The organism is Leptolyngbya sp. NK1-12 (assembly GCF_032598965.1).
Taxonomy (GTDB): domain Bacteria; phylum Cyanobacteriota; class Cyanobacteriia; order Elainellales; family Elainellaceae; genus Elainella.
This window is the reverse complement of sequence record NZ_CP053586.1, coordinates 2,656,666-2,674,026: the sequence shown is the minus strand read 5'-3', so window position 1 is coordinate 2,674,026 and position 17,361 is coordinate 2,656,666. Positions and strand designations below refer to the sequence as shown.

The window sequence follows — 17,361 nt, the reverse complement described above, 5'->3', positions numbered from 1 at the left end:
TGCTTCCTCTCCTTTAAGTTTCCGTACAAAGATGAGAAGACGTTCATTGAGGAGCAGCATAATTAATTCCGATGTGGGTTTAACGCAAAACTCTTCCTTGCTCATCTTTTACGCTGCAGGAGAACGCGATGGGAGCATACAAGCGGATCGGAATTTTAACCAGCGGTGGGGATTGTGCCGGCCTCAATGCTGTGATTCGAGCAGTGGTACATCGCGCTTCCACCTACAACTGGGATGTTTGGGGCATCCAGCAAGCAACGAAAGGACTGATGGCCCGTCCACCCCAGGTTGTCTGCCTAGAGCCAACTGAAGTTGATACATTGCTCACAATGGGCGGCACCATCTTGGGCACCACTAACAAGGGAAATCCCTTTGCCTATCCGATGAGTGATGGCTCCTTGAGCGACCGTTCCAATGAAATTATCGAAGGCTATCACCTGCTGGGATTAGATGCCATGATTGGCATTGGTGGGGATGGCAGTCTGGCGATTTTGCGGCGATTGGCCCAACAGGGTGGCATCAATCTGGTCGGCATTCCCAAAACGATTGACAATGACATCGGCATCACCGAGCGAGCAATTGGCTTTGACACCGCCGTGAATATTGCCACTGAGGCGCTGGATCGGCTCCACTTCACAGCCGCCAGCCATAGCCGCGTCATGATTCTAGAAGTCATGGGACGGGACGCAGGCCATATTGCCATCTCAGCCGGAATTGCCGGCGGAGCCGATGTGATCCTGATTCCCGAAATTCCCTACACAATGGAAAGCATTTGCCAAAAGCTACGTTCTCGCCAGGAACGGGGCCAAAACTTCTGTTTAATAGTTGTGGCAGAAGCAGTCCGCACCGAATCGGGAGAACCTGTGACTCGCCAAGATGCGGATGGCACCCGCCGGTTTGAAGGCATCGGGCACTATCTGGCCGAGCGCATCTCCGCCTGTAGCGGAGCAGAAACTCGTGTCACGGTGCTAGGCCATGTGCAGCGGGGTGGCATTCCTTCTCCTTTGGATCGGCTCACAGCGGCGGCCTTTGGTGTGGCAGCAGTCGATTTAATTGCCGAAGAAAAGTATGACCACATGGTGACCTGGCAGAATCGACAGGTGGTGAGCGTCCCTATCGCTGAGGCAATTGCCCAATACAGCACCGTGGATCCAAACGGCACCTTGGTTAAAACCGCCAGGGGACTGGACATCTGTTTAGGCTCGTAGCGCCAATCGTAGCGCATGGATTATCGGTAACAGGCTCTATCCGCCGCTTTGCGCAACACCCCCAGCAAGGTTGAAACAAACACACAGCGCCGCTTGCGGTCAGACCAGTGGCTGGACAAACTAATGCGTCCAAAGGGCGGCGTCACATGTCCCTTGTGGTTAAATTCAACGAAATACATCTCGGTCTCTTGCCTCAAGGTGGTTTCTGCTGGGGCAATCTGCACGCCAGCAACAAGGGTTTGCCATTGGGCATCCGCAGGAGACACCGCCGGAAACATGCTCCATTCAACGTACTCCGCAGCCTGACGAAACCCAACCCGCCAGGTTTGCCGCGTGTTCAACGCCTGATTTTGCGTCTGCCGCATCGCCTGAAATACCTCGTCTTGGGCTGTGGCGAGCCGATTATCAGCATGCCATCCCAACCAGGCAGGAGCCAAAATCGCCATTAAAATTCCCCCAATCACAATTGCGACCAGCATCTCTAGCAGCGTTAGTCCTGCTGTTGCGGCTGGAATTGCTCGATGACGAGTTCGACAAATTGTTCGACAAATTGTTCGACAAATTGTTCGATAAGTAGATGGAGCAGAGGGCTGGATTTTTGCCAGATTTGCAGATCTCTTGTCTAGCCAGCAGAAATAGCCCAGAAGTTGGCACCCTGGCCCAAGCTTGCGATTCATGACTGCACCCTAGTGACTCAGTTCAAACAACTCCGCCCTCTAGGTTTCCCTCAGTTATCTGGCAACCACTATCTGGCAACCACTATCTGGCAACCACCGTTTCCGACAATTAGCAAAACCTCAAATTTGAGTTGTCAGATCGATTCTTTGAACGGTATGCTTAAATACTGGAGCAAATTAAGTTAAAACTTGGCTAAATGCTTCCGGATCAACCTGCGGATGTGGCGGAATTGGTATACGCGCACGTTTGAGGGGCGTGTGGCTTTGCCTTGCGAGTTCGAGTCTCGCCATCCGCATTAGTTAATAGCTTGCTTTACTAGCCGCCAGCAAATAGCTAGCGGCTATTTGTGTAGGCATTTCTTTTATTAAGTCAATCATTTAAGTCAATCAGCTCCTGTAACTAGCTCACTGCTGACCTCCAGCCCTCGGCAACACCCGGTCAAGCCGGAATCCTGTTACCATGATTGACAGAAGTTTAACTTTTGTAACTGATTTTGACTCCAGCATTTCGCGCACCTAATCAACCAGCCAAAAGCTTAGCCTTACCAACCTCCTGGTATGTCCTCGACCCGATTTGGGAAGGTGATGAAACAGTCGTGCAGTGCGGTCTGCCTCATGCTCAATTGGCCCCCGCCTGGCAGCTTCTGCTTCTGGGAGATGGTTCTCCAACCCGGCATTTGCAGCTCCTAACCGGCGAACCCACCGAAGTGGATGTGATTGATATGTCGCCGATTGGAGACGATTCCGAAGGAGCACCCACTCCGATTCATATGGTGCCCAGCCCCTGGATTCGGCGGCAAGTTTGGCTACGAACCGCATCTGGACAACGTTTGGCCTACGCCACCTCCTGGTGGGAAGCAAGTCATGTCGATGAATATCTGCAAAACCGTTCGCTGCCGATCTGGGCTAGCTTGGCGCGTCTGCGAACCGAACTGTATCGCGATGTGCAAGGGATTCACTACGGCCATTCGGCACCGCTGGAGTTAGCTTTTGGGCAGCGCGGCCCATTCTGGGGTCGGCACTACCTGTTTTGGCACCACGGACGCCCACTGACCCTGATCTACGAAGTGTTTTCGCCTTACCTGACAAAATATTTAGGTCCAACTCAGGTGGAACATCAAAATTCTCTATAAACATAGAGCTGACGGCGGAGCGCAAACCCCAAGAGTCGCCACGGTACGGTGGAACGTCGCAACACCTGAAGGCGCAGAAACTTGCCCAGCAGCAGCCGCCCGATCCCCTTTAACCGCGCTCGTAGCCTCGCTAGCAGTAAACAAAGCAGTGGGTGCTTGCTGGCTTGAGCATAGGGCGGCAGAAAGGCCAGTTCTCCGTACAACACATCGGCGCGGTGAATCCCGCTCATGCCATTACGGCGATGCTCTGGATTCGGCTTGCCTCCATGCTCACCATAGTTACGGAAGGCAATGTAGTTTTTCAATTGGTGCTGCCGTAAATAGCAATCAATATAGGAGTCGAAATTGTAGTAGCCGGTTCCATGGGCTTGGGTGATTTCGGTGACGAATTGGCAGAGCAGTTGGGCCGCCTTGGGAGTAACAATATAGGCCACGAGGCCAGTCGAGTAACCTTCACCAAAGCCTTCCTGAGTGACGCTGTAGAGCTGGGGTGCGCAGGTGTAGAGCCAGCAGATTCCCACATCGGGTTGGCTCAGGTTGAACGGTAAAGGCAACTCTCCAAACCCAATTACCGGAACAAAATCAGCTTCCACAATCAAGGTGGGCTGCTGGGCATGGGCGGCTTGCATCCAGGCTTGCTGATGATTCAGCAAACAGCGGTAAATCGAGGCGTAGTCCTGGTATTCCGGTCGGTCAGCTTGTCGGAGTACCCCACAGGACAGCCCCGCTTCTGTCAGCGTTTGTTCCAAAACATGGGTTGATTCCCGATAGGCAAGGATAAAGGTTTGACCAATGGCTGTAGCTAGTTTGGGCTGCGGCTGATTGAATAGTTTGTGCATCGGAGGTGCATCTAATTGGGTATGCATCTGACTGGTCTGTTTTTAGCAGGTTGCATTAGCTGGTTAAATCCAAAAGGGCATTTGACAAACCAGGATGAAGTTACCAATCCTTTAGAACAAGACTCATAGAACAAGACTCAGACCGGTTTGCCCAAAAGTCAGTTGTAAGGTACCCAGAAATCAACCCGGCATAACGAAATCAGGCAAGACTCCTGCTAGAGTGAAGGGCAGCTCCTGACAAAGTTTCGCTCTACCGGATCTAACTAACTGCATGAGTTTAATTGCCCAAAAGCTAGAGAGCATTCTTGGTCCCAGTGCGGTAGTCCCTTGGGAAGCGTTCGCTCCTGACCTCAAGGCCCAGATTAGTTTGGCCGCACCCAAGGCTACTATCAAGTGTGCCGTGTATCCCTCCTCTCCAGAAGAACTGGCAGAAGTCCTCACCTGTGCGGATCGAAATGGCTGGCAAATGTTGCCCTGCGGCAGTGGCAGTAAGCTGCATTGGGGCGGAGTGGCAGAGGACGTGCAGCTCGTAGTCAGCACTGCCAAACTAAATCGGTTGCTCGATCATGCCAGCAGCGACATGACCGTGACTGCAGAGGCAGGACTACGATTGGCAGATTTACAAACCACCCTGAACACAACCGGACAGTTTTTAGCGGTGGACCCAGCCTATCCCCATCAGGCTAGCTTGGGCGGCGTTGTTGCCACAGCTGATACAGGTGCCTTGCGGCAGCGCTATGGCGGCGTCCGAGACATGCTGATCGGAATCTCCTTTGTTCGCAGTGATGGCAAACTCGCTAAGGCGGGCGGCAAGGTGGTCAAGAATGTGGCGGGATACGATTTGATGAAATTGTTTACCGGCTCCTATGGCACGCTAGGTATCCTGACGCAGGCAACCTTTCGCATCTATCCCCTCCCGCCAGCCTCGCAAACGATGCTCTTGATCGGAGAGGCTAGCGCCCTGAGTCAGGCTACCGCCGCGTTACTGGCTTCTGCCCTGACGCCGACTGCCATCGCTATCCTGACTCCGGCCACCGTCGCAGCCTTGCAGTTGGGTAGGGCAATGGGGCTATTGGTGCGGTTTCAAAGCATCGAGGTGAGTGTGGCGCAGCAAAGTGAGCAACTTACCCAACTCGCCGAACGGTTAGGACTCCAGGCCATCTCGATCCACTCGGCTGAGGAAGCTGATCTATGGCAGCGATTGCGAGAACAAATCGATTCGGCTCCCAGCGAGGCTGCAATTACTTGCAAAATAGGAGTAGAGCCAAATCGAGCGGTAGCAACCCTGGATCAGATTCAGCAAATGACAGATGGGCTGGGTGTCATCCACGCGGGCAGTGGGTTGGGCACAATCAAACTCACTGAGGCTACGAGCGCAATGGTACTGAATCTGCGGCAGATCTGTCAGTCACAGGGCGGCTTTCTCAGTATCCAGGCGGCTCCGCTGTTGCTCAAACAAGCCCTTGATGTTTGGGGCTACCCTGGCAATGCCCTAGCGGTAATGCAGCGCCTCAAAGCCCAATTTGATCCTAAAAACCTCCTCAATCCGCACCGATTTGTCGGTGGCATTTAATCAGAGCACTATCATGCAGACGCAGGATTCGAGTCATCCAACCCATACAACCTTTGAGGACCTCAACCTCGCCGCCTCTTCCTTTGACGCTCACCATCCTCCTGACCCCAAACTGATCGATGCCTGCGTCCACTGTGGCTTTTGTTTGTCCACCTGTCCCAGCTATCGAGTAATTGGCAAAGAAACCGATTCGCCCAGGGGCCGGATTTACTTGATGGACGCGATCAACGAAGGCGAAGCACCCCTCTCAACCGCAACCGTGCAGCATTTTGACTCGTGTTTGGGTTGTTTGGCCTGTGTCACCACCTGTCCGTCTGGCGTGCAGTACGACAAGCTGATTGCCGCCACCCGTCCCCAAATCGAACGCAACTATCCCCGCTCCTTAGGCGACCGCCTGTTTCGACAGCTGATTTTCTCTTTCTTTCCTTACCCAGAACGGCTGCGGGTGCTGCTAGCGCCACTGATGCTCTACCAAAAGTCAGGATTGCCTCAACTGGTGCGCGCCACCGGTTTGCTGAAGCGTTTTTCGCCCCGACTGGCGGCAATGGAAACCCTGCTGCCGACTGTCACCCGCAAGTCGTTTCAGGACAACTTGCCGACGGTTGTGCCCGCTCAAGGCGAAAGACGCTACCGAGTCGGCATGATCTTGGGCTGTGTGCAACGCCTGTTCTTTAGCGACGTGAATGAAGCAACTGCGCGAGTGCTGAGTGCCAATGGCTGTGAGGTAGTGATTCCGAAAACCCAGGGGTGCTGCGCCGCTCTGCCTCACCATCAGGGACAAGAAGCTCAAGCTCAAGCACTGGCTCGACAGATGATCGACAGTTTTGCCGGAACCGATGTTGATGCCATTATTATTAATGCGGCAGGCTGCGGCCATACTTTAAAGGAATATGGCCACCTGTTGCAGGATGATCCGATCTACCGCGAGCGGGGCGAAGAATTCTCTAGCAAAGTCAAAGACGTGCAGGAATTCTTGATGACGGTAGGTCTAACGGCTGGACTGTCGCCGCTGCAATCGGAACCGCTAACACTGGTTTACCAAGACGCCTGCCATCTGCTGCATGGGCAAAAAATCAGCTTGCAGCCTCGTCAACTGCTGCGGCAAATTCCGGGCGTTACGCTGCGCGAGCCGATCGATGCGGCCTTGTGTTGTGGCAGTGCTGGGGTTTACAACATGCTGCAACCCGAAGTTGCTGAAGAATTGGGGCAGCAGAAGGTGAATAACTTGCTGAATACGGGCGCTACCCTGATCGCGTCTGCTAATCCAGGCTGCTCGTTGCAAATCCTCAAGCATCTCCAGCTTCAGGGCAAGTCTGTCTCGGTGATGCACCCAATCCAGCTCTTGGACTACTCGATTCGCGGTGTTTCCTTAAACAAAGTGGTGGCTGAGTGAATCTAATCGATTTACTCAGTGCAAGCAAGAGCCTCAATAGCCCTTAAGGTGCTGGTGCAGCAGGTGCGGTTGGGGTAGGGCTGGGAGTGGGAGACACGGGTGCAGGTGACGGGCTAGTGGCGGGCTGATTCGGCTGCTGATTGGCAATCTCCGCTAGGGCTTTCCAGTCTCTAACAGCGGCCTCGGTCCACAACCAGTTGTTCTGCAAGGCTTCAGGGCTGTAGTTTTTTGGATCCCGGCTGACCACTCCCTTGTAGTTTTGAATGGCTGTCAAGATATACTCCCGCTGCTGATTAGGCGGACGGTTGGCGGCATCTTTTTTCATGGCGAGGGCAATGGCAGCCCTGAAGTTTAAGACGCGAGGATCTCGACTCATCAAATCAGCATTCGGTCCAGCCCAGATCTTGAGTGCCGTCTCTAAATCGTTCTCGACGTAGTAGGTAAAGCCTAGCGCTTCTTGATAGTCCAAATTTTCCGGGTCATCTTTTGCCGATTTTTGCCAAAAGTCTCGAGCTTGAGCCACCGTGTGTTCTCCATCTGCCGCCTTCACCCCCTGCCAAGCTAGCCGGCCCCGCAAAAAATTGATCTGCGGATGTTCCTTGAGGGCAGATGGAACCGCCTTCAGCGCATTAGAGGCTTGATTAAGCGCATTTCGATCTAGCAAGACTGTCACCGCTGCCATCCCTACATCAACTTGCCCATTTTGGAAGGAGTCTTTGGCTAGAGCACCTAGTTCCTCAATGGTCTGGGACGGGTCCAGGTCTTCAAGCGCCTGAGACAGATCAATTTGCAGTGATGGAGAAGGTTGCGGCGTTTCAAGACTAGCGCTGTGGCCCAACCAGTCTGGCATCCAGCTTTGTTGCGGCAAAGCCCTCAAGCCAAAATAGCCAAGCGCCACTCCTGCTGCACCCAACACCGGCAGAACCCAGAACCGATGCATTCCTCGTCTGCTTTTAGATCGCTGGGGCGGCGTTGAGGGCAGCTCCTGGGGCTGGACATCTGATGCTGAATCGGGGGGTATGGAGGAATTTGAATCGGGTGGATGAGATGGCGCAGCTGGAGCAGCACCGTTGGTGTGGGCTTGGGCTGGCGGTGACAGTTGTTGGAAAATTTCTGCAATTACCAACTTGTCTGCTTCTTCAGAGCGGGCTTCGGCCTCCACTATCTCCAAGTCTTCAGTTGAAGGCCCGGTGCGAGCCGGCGTAACATTGCGGTCCTCCATACTCCGAAGCGGCTGTCGTTCGGGTAGCTCGGCCAGGTCTCGCTGCAGCAAAGGCGGTACGCTATAGTTAGCGGGCAAGCGGCTAGAGCGATCGATTGAGGGGTCACGTAAGGAATCGCGGTTGCGGTCCCGTGTCATTAAGTAGCCATCAAACTCGGGATGCAGGTAAAGCACCGGCAACGCCCAATAAAACTGATGGGAGCCGTAGGCAGAAATCAACCCTTGCCGCGCCCGATTCAGACTCGAATCAATTGGAATTCCCAACTTTAAGCTGCGGTAGAACAAACCAGTTAGGTTTAGCGCCACATTGTCAGGAATTTGCTCTGCCATGGCCAACACGGCAGGAATGCCTCGACTCACCAATGCTTCGGCCAAGTTGCGGTCTTGTCCAAGACTGGGATCGGCTACAGCAGTGTGAGCACCTCGACAGGAGTTAAAAACCGCCAGTCGAATACCGTTATTAACTAGCAGCCCCGACAGATCATCCCCTGCCAAAACTTCAGTTAAGCCAGTGCGATTATTGACCAGGTAGAGGCTGCCACCAGCAGCACTCAAATCGCTGTGTCCGGCATAGTGCAATACCTGATAGTGATTCTGCTCCAATTCCTGAGTCAGTTGCTCCCGTCCCGGCTGATTCAAGATTTTGAGCTGAATTTCTGGTCCGGGCTGGTGGCCAATTTCTGCACGCGAGGGCGACTGGGTTTGCAGCTCTTGCTGCATCTGCTTCACTTCTCGGTAGAGCTTGAGCTGCTCTTGATCGGTTGGTGCTGACACCACCATTAAAATTCGCAGGGGCTGGTTGAGTTGAGGAGGAATGGCTAAACTTTCCTCCACCAGGCGTGTTCCCAACAGATAGCGCGAGAAAATGATTCGGGTACCGGTCGCCAGGGGTCGAGGGGCAGAGGTGATACTTCCGGGCTGTCGCAACCGTTCCACAGGTACATCGGTTCCATACATCACTTCCCAGGGCAGACGCAACAGATCCGCCCCCTTCAGTCCCAACCGCAGTCGCAACGGCTCACGTCGATTTTGGGCAACCCCTTGAGCAATCACCCAGCTATCGCGTAAAGTCGCCTGAAACAGCGAAGCATACAGTTCTTGCCCCAGTTCAATCAAACTCAGAGACGAGCGAGCCGGGTCAGCTTGCAGCACACCTTGCAGCGGATCACTCATGAGTTGGCGCGCTTGAGCCAACCATTTATCAACTGGCCAAGTTACCTGTTCCTGCGCCAAGGGCGCACCATATGGAACCCGCTCGGTGCGCACCAAATATTGGTTGTTCCCAACCGGAGTTACAGAGAGATCAAACTCCTGAGTCACTGCGCTAGCGCTCCCCTCATACTTGCCTAACTATGCCGAACGGTTTCAATCGTTTTTCGATTCAATCGTTGCTACAGGGCGTTTAGACTCACCTGCTTTATTGTTGCCTGTCTACTCTTGCTTGGTCTACTCTTGCTTGGTCTACTCTTGCCTGGTCTACTCTTGCCTGGTCTATCGTGCCTGCTCAGCACCGCAACATTTTTTTACTTTCCTCAGATTTATCCGGACAGAACCGCCAGCAACCAGAACAGTGAATTGGTAGATGCACCCTGATTCAACTTCCCCCATCTCCTTTGCCGAGGTTGGGGGTTCCTTGTTTAAAGGTGCTCTTGCAGTGTGGCCTAAATCCCTAAGGTAACAGCAATGCAAACTTGATGTCAGATCAGTGATAGGTCAGTGATAGGTCAGATTGGCGATAGAGGCGATAGATAAGATGCGTAGATGCTTAGCCGATTGAAGATAAACAAAACAATTGGAAAATATGGTCAAGTCACAGTAGAACACGCCTGAGCACTCTAGAATCCGCAAAAATCTGCAACCTTCAATCAACCTTCAACCAGCATTTTTACGTGAGGATTTTCCCTAAAGTCACAATCAGTGACAAGATTGTAATTGTCTGTTACAGTCAATAAAATATTTTTGCAAGGATTGTCAGAGTTATGCCATACACGACTGAAGAGGGCGGTCGCCTCAATAATTTTGCCGTAGAGCCGAAGGTTTACCAGGCTGAACCTCCAACCAAAAGGCAACAGATCCAGTATGTAATTTTGGGTACTGCTGGACTTATTTTAGTCGTTGGATTAATTTTTGTGGCGGTTGCAGTTTCATAAAACCCGATTGCTAAGCAATTACTCTACCAGACTTGCTTGATCAGAAATGAGCGAGTTGCTCTAATCAAAGCAGGTGACTGCATAAATACTTTCACAAATAAATATTTTGGAAAGACCAGGATTGCCTCAGCGCACCTGGTCTTTTTAGTGCTTTATCAGGTTATTCAAAGTACCTGTGACGATAAATACCTACATGCATGTTTTGCTGAACCCAGCTCAGGGCAATTCTTCAGTAACAGAGACAAATCCAATTGATGTCTTGCTATAGGAGTAGTTTTGCTTGATAGCACGGGTAAATTTGCAGGGAAATTTGTCTTCGAAAATCAAGATTGCAGTTCGTCTTATCCTGACTCTGGATCAGAAGCATTGAAATAAGCAGGTATACCTGAACGGAGTAAACCTACCGTCTGGCACAACCCTCTCGATGTTTACTTAGAGTGCAGCAGCCCTATGAGAAAACTGCGGTATTTTTAGGTTGCATTTAATACAGCTTATCTCAGTAGAAGTAGCGGTTCTTGTATTGACGCTATTTCTGAATTTAGCCCTAGAACTTGGCATTTCATGGCAAATCTGAGAGTTTTGTCAGTTCCGTAACAGCTCACTCGTTAAGTTAGACAGTTTCTAAACCGTTGGTCAGTTTATGGTGCTTTGTTCCCTCCAGGTTGATTCCTCTTCTGCTTCTAGCGGTAGTTCCGTGACCGAGAATCCATTTCGCAACATTCTAGGATTAAACCAACAGACGTATGAACGCCTGAAGGTTGCTTTGAGCCTCAACCTGCGCCGCCAAATCTTTATTGCGGTCTGTGATGATCTGCCTTTGCGCGATCGATTCGCTATTCAGCTCCAGTCCGAACTGGCCCATATCTCCACCAGTCCTCCGTCCGCCGGATTACCCACCTCATCGCTTCCTGCCGTTGAACCTCGTGCCTTTCCCCGACTAGTCACCCTCGATCTCGATCTGCATAATCCTGATCCAATCGGGCAAGTCAATGAGTGGCTCAGCTATTTTCCAGCCATCCGCACCAATCACCAAGCGTTTATTCCAGCCTTTCAAATACTGGGCATCGAGCGGTTAATTCGCCAATCAGCAGCTCTGCAAAACGTATTTCTGTCCTATCTACAAAATATTGAACAGCAACTTCCATCGCTAAACTCTTGCTTGCTGCTGTGGATGACCCAGCCCTGGTTTCGCATGTTGCCAGAAGCTGCACCAGAGTTTTGGGATTGCCGCACCGGTGTATTTGAATTCATTGGCGACCCAACGCCTCTACCTGCCTCCTTGCCAGAACGCATCCAGTTTAATCCTGGCTCCGCTAGCTTCAGGGAATTGCCTTCACCGCCCCCTATTGACCGAACTGACCGCACTGATCATCGCCCCGACGAGCAGCCAGACGTCAATTCAGGCGATGATTCAGATAATCAACCCAATTCTGAATCCACATCAATCCAACCCGCCGAGAATCCCTGGATTCCCCTCGCCGAAGATCTCACCCTTTATGAATCAGAAGAGCCAGGCGATTCCACCAGTTTGTGGAAATTACCGGATGAATTACCACCCGATTTTCAGCAGTGGATCGCCGCCTGGAGTCACAACCTCGGGCAGCATCTATCTGAAGCCGATCCGAATTCTCTGACTGCAAGTCAGTGTGATGCAGCAACTGAGCCAACCCATGAGACGCGCTACGCCCAATCCCTACTGGTTGCAACCCAACCCGCTCAGTCCAACCTAGAGCAATCCTCCTCGGCCCTGGCGCTAGAAAAGATCGGAGAAATTGGCGCTGATCCTAGCCTGCTGGAAGCTGCCCTGTCGGATTTGCTCACTCAAGACCCAGCGAAACACGCGCCGCTCCTCCAGCACATTAGCCTCCTGCAGCAGCAACTGGACCTGCTGCAACAGGGAGAAGGAACTCCCCTTGTGCTGGCAACGGCCTATCAAACGCTGGGCAACTTTTACCGCGACTGTATCGAGCAGGGAGATGCTTCGGCTGAAAATCTAGCGGTGGCAATTCAAGCCTACGAGCAAGCATTGCAGTTGTTGCCGGAAACAGGCATTGAACGGGCTGAGTTGCTGAATGATTTGGGTAGCCTCTATTGGATCATGGCCCAGAATCAGGCCAACCCTGAGGCCACTAGGCTTTATTTAGAACAAACGGTCCAAATTTATCAGCTAGCGCTCAATCCGCTTCAACCTCAGGCGCATTCCCAGACCTATGCCATGGTGCAGAATAATTTGGGAGCCGCCTATGCCGATCTGGCTCGCTACCAGGAAGCGGTAATAAACCTTCAATTATCAGTGGAAGCTTACCAACAGGCTTTACTCTATCGCCCAGCCGAAGTGGATCCCTGGCGCTATGCATCCACTCAAAATAATTTGGGCACCACCTACTGGAATTTAGCCCAGCACCAGCAGCCTGAATTCAACCTGAAGCAGGCAATTCAGTCCTATGGACAAGCGCTCTGTCATTACAACCCAGACCAAGAGCCACTCACCTACGCCATGATCCAGAACAACCTCGGCACCGCCTACTGGAATCTGGCCCAGTACGAACAGGCACAGGACTATTTGCACCAGGCCATTGCGGCCTACCGCTCGGCTTTGCAGTACCGCAGTCTCGATAGCACCCCCGCCGGTTTTGCCGCTACCCAAAATAATCTCGGCACGGCCTATTGGCATCTAGCGAACCAGACTTCCCTAGGCAGTCAGCGGATCACCTACCTACAGCAAGCGATTACCGCCTACGAAGCAGCACTCAAGGCCGCTGACCAGATCCAGAACCACGAAGCTACTACCGCACTCAATTTCGATCTGTCCTCTACGCAAAACAACTTGGGTTTGGCGCACTATCAGATCGCCGTGGATTGTCATGCTAACCCTACTCTTGCTGCTGATGCTGCTGAGCAAACTCATCATTTAACTGCCGCTTTGCAGCAGCATTTATTAGCCCTACAAGGTTGGGAGCAGAACGAGAATCTACGCCAAACAGCCCTATCTTGCCTGTTGCAAACCGTGCGGGCATGCTATAACCAGCTCGGTCTGGCTGGACAGAACCAAGCTCTGTCGCAAATTCCTAGCTACCTGCTGTCAGAGATTTTGCCTCGGTTGTAATTTCGCGGCTACCGCTGAGTCTGCCAATTGCTTTGCCAAATATTAGCCTTGCTGCATCACCGCCTCGATTTGGTCAGGTTGCAGAGCGCGACCAATCAGTACGAGTTTAGTTTGACGAGGTTCATCAGGCCGCCAAGGTCGGTCGTAGAAGTAATCAAATCGTTCACCAACACCTTGTAGAACTAAGCGCATAGCCTTGTTAGGCACGGCTACAAATCCCTTGATACGGTAGATTTCTTGCTCTTGTACTAGGGCTTGGAGTTGGCGAACCAATTGAGCTGGGTCATAGTCGCGCTCAATGCCTAGCCAAACTGACTGGATCTCGTCATCGTGGTCGTGCTCAGCCTCGTGATCGTGATGGCTGGGACGCTGGTCTAGGTGGTCTTCAACGGCAGCATTAAACCCTAACAGCAGTTCAGGATTAACCTCACCGCGATGACAGGCTACAACCTTGACACCAGCAGGAAGTTCTTGCTTCAGCCACTGTTCAACCTGATGGCGCTCTTGTGGATTCACTCGATCCACCTTAGTCAACAACACCAAATCGGCACAGGCTAACTGATCCTCAAACAGCTCTTCGATTGGAGTCTCATGCTCCAGATTGGGATCGGCCTGCCGCTGAGATTCCAAAGCCACCAAGTCACCAACTAACTGACCTTTGGCCAATGCCTCGCAGTCTACGACTGTAATTACCCCATCAACAGTCGCTTGGGTACGGATTTCAGGCCAACGAAAGGCTTGCACTAGGGGTTTTGGCAGCGCCAGCCCTGAAGTTTCAATCAAAATACAATCAATTTGATCGCGCCGCTTCAGTAATTCCTGCATGGTTGGCAAAAATTCTTCCTGTACGGTGCAGCAGAGGCAGCCGTTTGCCAACTCAAGAATCTGAGGAACGCTCGCACTAGCAGATTGGTTGGTTTCTGCGGATTCTTCGGTACAAATCTGGCAAGCTCGCAGCAGTTCTCCGTCAATCCCAACTTCCCCAAACTCGTTTACTAAAACCGCAATGCGCCTGCCACCGTTTTGTTGCAGTAAATGGCGGACTAAGGTGGTTTTGCCAACACCCAAGAAGCCCGTGACTACTGTAACAGGGATTTTATGCATGAAACTTCACATCCATTGCTGTAGATCGCGATCAAGCTAGACTTCAGGCGCCGCCTACCCTGAGTTTGAAATCAACTTCACGGTTCGATCAGCTAGCGTGAACCCGCTTATTCTCCTCAATACCGTACCATGAGACCGATGCCGCCCTCAGGCTAGCGGGAAATTATTGAGCTGCCTGGAGCTGCTTCACGGCCTGAATGCTAACAAGCTCAGCGGATATTCGTGCTTCGTCCGAAGTTTCACCGATGATCTTTACAGAAACGTTACAATGATTGAACGAGTGTAATTGGTTTAAAGATTAAGATCGAGACAAGTTCCTGCATTCAGTTCGTCACTAAGCTTTAGTTTTCAACCAAGTCAACTCTTGATGGGGTTGGCGTGATCGCTTCAATACTCTCTGCATTTGTATTTCTGTTCGTGTTCCTGTGTGTTCTCTAAATTTGTGTTTCTTGAGATTAGCAAGGTAGATCTGCTGAAGCCTTGCTTCTGCTCGGTTCGGATAGGCTCTTAGCTCACATGCTAGCTGTGTCCATCAGCCTGCCTGGGCTAAGTGGTCAATACTTGCAATTTGAGAGTTGAGTCAACTGTCAGATATTGCGAGATGGAATCATTCATGTCTAAAACCCTCGGATCAACTCCAATGACGGGCGCTCGTATTCTGCTTGTTGAAGATAACGAGGCAAGCCGCCAATTGATGAGTGACTATCTGGAGTATTACGGATATAAGGTGATGGGGCTGGCGAAGGGCGCTCAGTTTGGCGCTGCAATGGCTCAATTTCGTCCTCATCTCGTGCTGCTTGACCTCAAACTACCTGATGTGGATGGCTATTCGCTGTTACAGCAGCGACAGTGGCACGCAGACTGGTTAGAGATACCAGTGATTGTAATTTCTGCGTTTGCTTTTCAGGCTGATCAGCAGCGGGCGCTGAAGTTGGGTGCTTCCCAGTATCTAGTCAAGCCAGTCAGTCTAACCCAACTCAAACAGTCAATTTTGCAGGAGCTGAATTATCAACTGGTTTAGGAGCTGGTTTAGAAGCTGGTTTAGAAGCTAGAGACTCAGCGAGAGGATTGTCGCTTTTGTTGAGCAATGAAATTCTCAATTAGCTGGCTAAGGGTTTGTACAGTTTTCCCAGTTTCAGCAATTTGAGTTTCTAACTGCCCGACAAGCAAGGAGGCCGTGTGCAGTTGGTTGAGCGTTTGCTCGATAGTTGATCGAGTTTGAGCCTCAAACTCTTCGAGATCCATATTGTTGAGTTTTGCGTACGTTTCTATACAACCTCTGGCACGATATCACCAACTTCAGCAGGCACGAACCATAAGCCCTGCAGTTTAGAAGAGAACATCTATTCATTCATATCTCATTTTAGTATATCCGAAATAATACGGTATACAACCGGTAGAGTTGTACTTTTCGCAACCTAAAATGAGCCTTAACTCACTAGAATCTCCGGTTCAAGGTTGACACTTATATCATCCATTATTGATAATTGGAGTTTGTGTGAACTTTAGCACCTGAGAAAACCTTGGCTAACGTCGTTGTCATCGGTGCCCAGTGGGGCGATGAAGGAAAAGGGAAAATTACTGATCTGCTGAGCAAGTCAGCCGATGTCGTGGTTCGCTACCAAGGTGGGGTGAACGCAGGCCATACGGTTGTTGTCCAAGGTCAGACTTTTAAGCTGCACTTGATTCCCTCTGGGATTTTGTATCCCAGTACCGAGTGCATCATCGGCTCCGGTACGGTGATTGATCCCAAGGTTTTGATTGAAGAGCTGGATCAGCTCAAGGCGCTAGACATTTCTGCCGAAAATTTGCTGATTTCGGGTACGGCCCATGTCACCATGCCCTATCACCGGCTGATTGACCAAGCCTCTGAAGAGCGACGCGGCACCCACAAGATCGGCACCACCAAGCGTGGCATTGGCCCTACCTATGCAGATAAATCTGAGCGGATTGGCATTCGGATTAACGATTTGATGGATCCAGACGGGGTGCGGAAGCAGTTGCGCTGGACGGTTGAATACAAGAACGTCATTCTGGAGAAACTCTATGAGTTGCCTCCCCTCGACCCAGATGCGGTGATTGAGGAGTACCTCACTTACGCAGAACGGCTGCGTCCCCATGTAGTGGATAGCTCGCTACGCATCTCGGAAGCGGTACGGCAGCGGCGCAATATTTTGTTTGAAGGGGCACAGGGAACACTGCTGGATCTGGATCACGGTACCTATCCCTATGTCACCTCTTCCAACCCAGTAGCTGGAGGCGCTTGTGTGGGAGCCGGTGTTGGGCCAACTATGATCGATCGGGTGATTGGAGTGGCCAAGGCCTATACCACGCGAGTTGGGGAAGGCCCATTTCCAACTGAGCTAATGGACTGTACCGGCGAGTTACTGTGTGATCGAGGCGCTGAGTTTGGCACCACGACAGGTCGGAAGCGTCGCTGCGGTTGGTTTGATGGCGTGATTGGCCGCTATGCGGTGCGGATTAACGGTTTGGATTGTCTGGCGATTACCAAACTGGATGTGCTCGATGAACTCGATGAGATCAAAGTCTGCGTAGCCTACGAGCTAGATGGTGAACAATGTCTGGATCTGCCAACTAGCGCCCGCCAGTTTGCCCGCTGCCGTCCGGTTTACAAGACCCTGCCAGGATGGCAACAGTCCACTGCCGATTGCCGGACTCTCGATGATTTGCCGCCACGGGCGCTGGATTATCTCAAATTTTTGGCTGAGCTGATGGAAGTACCCATCGCCATCGTCTCCTTGGGGGCAAGTCGAGATCAAACCATTATCGTGGAAGACCCAATTCACGGCCCCAAACGTGCCTTACTGTACGACACCGAGCGTCCAGAATTGGGCATCAAAGGGGAGGAGATCGGTGCAGTTGGGTAGCCAAGGTAGCCATCTGGCGAAACCCCAAACTGGATCAATTCCCGGCCTTCGTTTAGTTCAACCTAGTT

Annotated in this window: 13 protein-coding genes and 1 tRNA gene; 9 read left to right on the top strand and 5 right to left on the bottom strand. The window is 51.8% G+C overall.

Going from position 1 to position 17,361, the window contains the following annotated elements; all coding sequences use genetic code 11:
- Nucleotides 1-128: 128 nt before the first annotated feature.
- Complete coding sequence (locus HJG54_RS11240) at nucleotides 129-1,208, top strand: ATP-dependent 6-phosphofructokinase (RefSeq protein ID WP_316435012.1); 1,080 nt, start codon at nucleotides 129-131, stop codon at nucleotides 1,206-1,208.
- A gap of 20 nt (nucleotides 1,209-1,228) precedes the next feature.
- Here the strand turns inward: HJG54_RS11240 and HJG54_RS11235 are convergent, their stop codons facing one another.
- Nucleotides 1,229-1,885 (bottom strand): prepilin-type N-terminal cleavage/methylation domain-containing protein, encoded by a 657-nt coding sequence (locus HJG54_RS11235; protein ID WP_316435010.1) that lies wholly within the window; start codon nucleotides 1,883-1,885, stop codon nucleotides 1,229-1,231.
- Nucleotides 1,886-2,100: 215 nt separating this feature from the next.
- Between HJG54_RS11235 and HJG54_RS11230 the strand changes: the two genes are divergently transcribed.
- Both HJG54_RS11230 and HJG54_RS11225 read left to right on the top strand, forming a co-directional pair.
- Nucleotides 2,101-2,181, top strand: a tRNA-Leu gene (locus HJG54_RS11230).
- A 198-nt stretch (nucleotides 2,182-2,379) separates the two neighbouring features.
- Nucleotides 2,380-3,018 (top strand): chorismate lyase, encoded by a 639-nt coding sequence (locus HJG54_RS11225; protein WP_036004748.1) that lies wholly within the window; start codon nucleotides 2,380-2,382, stop codon nucleotides 3,016-3,018.
- Here HJG54_RS11225 and HJG54_RS11220 read toward each other — a convergent pair.
- Nucleotides 3,003-3,884 carry an LPS biosynthesis glycosyltransferase gene (locus HJG54_RS11220; RefSeq protein WP_316435009.1) on the bottom strand — a complete coding sequence of 294 codons (882 nt, stop codon included), beginning with the start codon at nucleotides 3,882-3,884 and terminating at the stop codon, nucleotides 3,003-3,005. The two genes, HJG54_RS11225 and HJG54_RS11220, sit on opposite strands and share 16 nt — an antisense overlap.
- Nucleotides 3,885-4,128: 244 nt before the next feature.
- On the opposite strand from HJG54_RS11220, the gene HJG54_RS11215 reads away from it, so the two are divergent.
- Nucleotides 4,129-5,430 (top strand): FAD-binding oxidoreductase, encoded by a 1,302-nt coding sequence (locus HJG54_RS11215; RefSeq protein WP_316435008.1) that lies wholly within the window; start codon nucleotides 4,129-4,131, stop codon nucleotides 5,428-5,430.
- A 13-nt stretch (nucleotides 5,431-5,443) separates the two neighbouring features.
- Nucleotides 5,444-6,823, top strand: coding sequence for a (Fe-S)-binding protein (locus HJG54_RS11210; protein ID WP_316435005.1), 1,380 nt, complete (start codon nucleotides 5,444-5,446; stop codon nucleotides 6,821-6,823).
- Nucleotides 6,824-6,866: 43 nt separating this feature from the next.
- Here HJG54_RS11210 and HJG54_RS11205 read toward each other — a convergent pair whose 3' ends face one another.
- Complete coding sequence (locus HJG54_RS11205; protein WP_316435004.1) at nucleotides 6,867-9,365, bottom strand: CHAT domain-containing protein; 2,499 nt, start codon at nucleotides 9,363-9,365, stop codon at nucleotides 6,867-6,869.
- A 659-nt stretch (nucleotides 9,366-10,024) separates the two neighbouring features.
- Between HJG54_RS11205 and psb34 the strand changes: the two genes are divergently transcribed.
- Together psb34 and HJG54_RS11195 are read left to right on the top strand one after the other, a co-directional pair.
- On the top strand, nucleotides 10,025-10,195 hold the full coding sequence (gene psb34, locus HJG54_RS11200; RefSeq protein WP_106406771.1) for a photosystem II assembly protein Psb34: 171 nt from the start codon (nucleotides 10,025-10,027) through the stop codon (nucleotides 10,193-10,195).
- A 640-nt stretch (nucleotides 10,196-10,835) separates the two neighbouring features.
- Nucleotides 10,836-13,301: a tetratricopeptide repeat protein gene (locus HJG54_RS11195; RefSeq protein WP_316435002.1), complete on the top strand. Its 2,466-nt coding sequence runs from the start codon at nucleotides 10,836-10,838 to the stop codon at nucleotides 13,299-13,301.
- A gap of 42 nt (nucleotides 13,302-13,343) precedes the next feature.
- Here the strand turns inward: HJG54_RS11195 and cobW are convergent, their stop codons facing one another.
- Nucleotides 13,344-14,405 carry a cobalamin biosynthesis protein CobW gene (gene cobW, locus HJG54_RS11190; protein WP_316435000.1) on the bottom strand — a complete coding sequence of 354 codons (1,062 nt, stop codon included), beginning with the start codon at nucleotides 14,403-14,405 and terminating at the stop codon, nucleotides 13,344-13,346.
- Between the two features lie 613 nt (nucleotides 14,406-15,018).
- On the opposite strand from cobW, the gene HJG54_RS11185 reads away from it, so the two are divergent.
- Nucleotides 15,019-15,426, top strand: a complete 408-nt coding sequence (locus tag HJG54_RS11185; RefSeq protein ID WP_316434998.1) for a response regulator — start codon at nucleotides 15,019-15,021, stop codon at nucleotides 15,424-15,426.
- 35 nt (nucleotides 15,427-15,461) lie between these two features.
- On the opposite strand, the gene HJG54_RS11180 is transcribed toward HJG54_RS11185, so the two are convergent.
- On the bottom strand, nucleotides 15,462-15,650 hold the full coding sequence (locus HJG54_RS11180) for a hypothetical protein (protein WP_211620112.1): 189 nt from the start codon (nucleotides 15,648-15,650) through the stop codon (nucleotides 15,462-15,464).
- Between the two features lie 278 nt (nucleotides 15,651-15,928).
- Between HJG54_RS11180 and HJG54_RS11175 the strand changes: the two genes are divergently transcribed.
- Nucleotides 15,929-17,293 carry an adenylosuccinate synthase gene (locus HJG54_RS11175; protein ID WP_316434997.1) on the top strand — a complete coding sequence of 455 codons (1,365 nt, stop codon included), beginning with the start codon at nucleotides 15,929-15,931 and terminating at the stop codon, nucleotides 17,291-17,293.
- The last annotated feature ends 68 nt before the right edge of the window (nucleotides 17,294-17,361 follow it).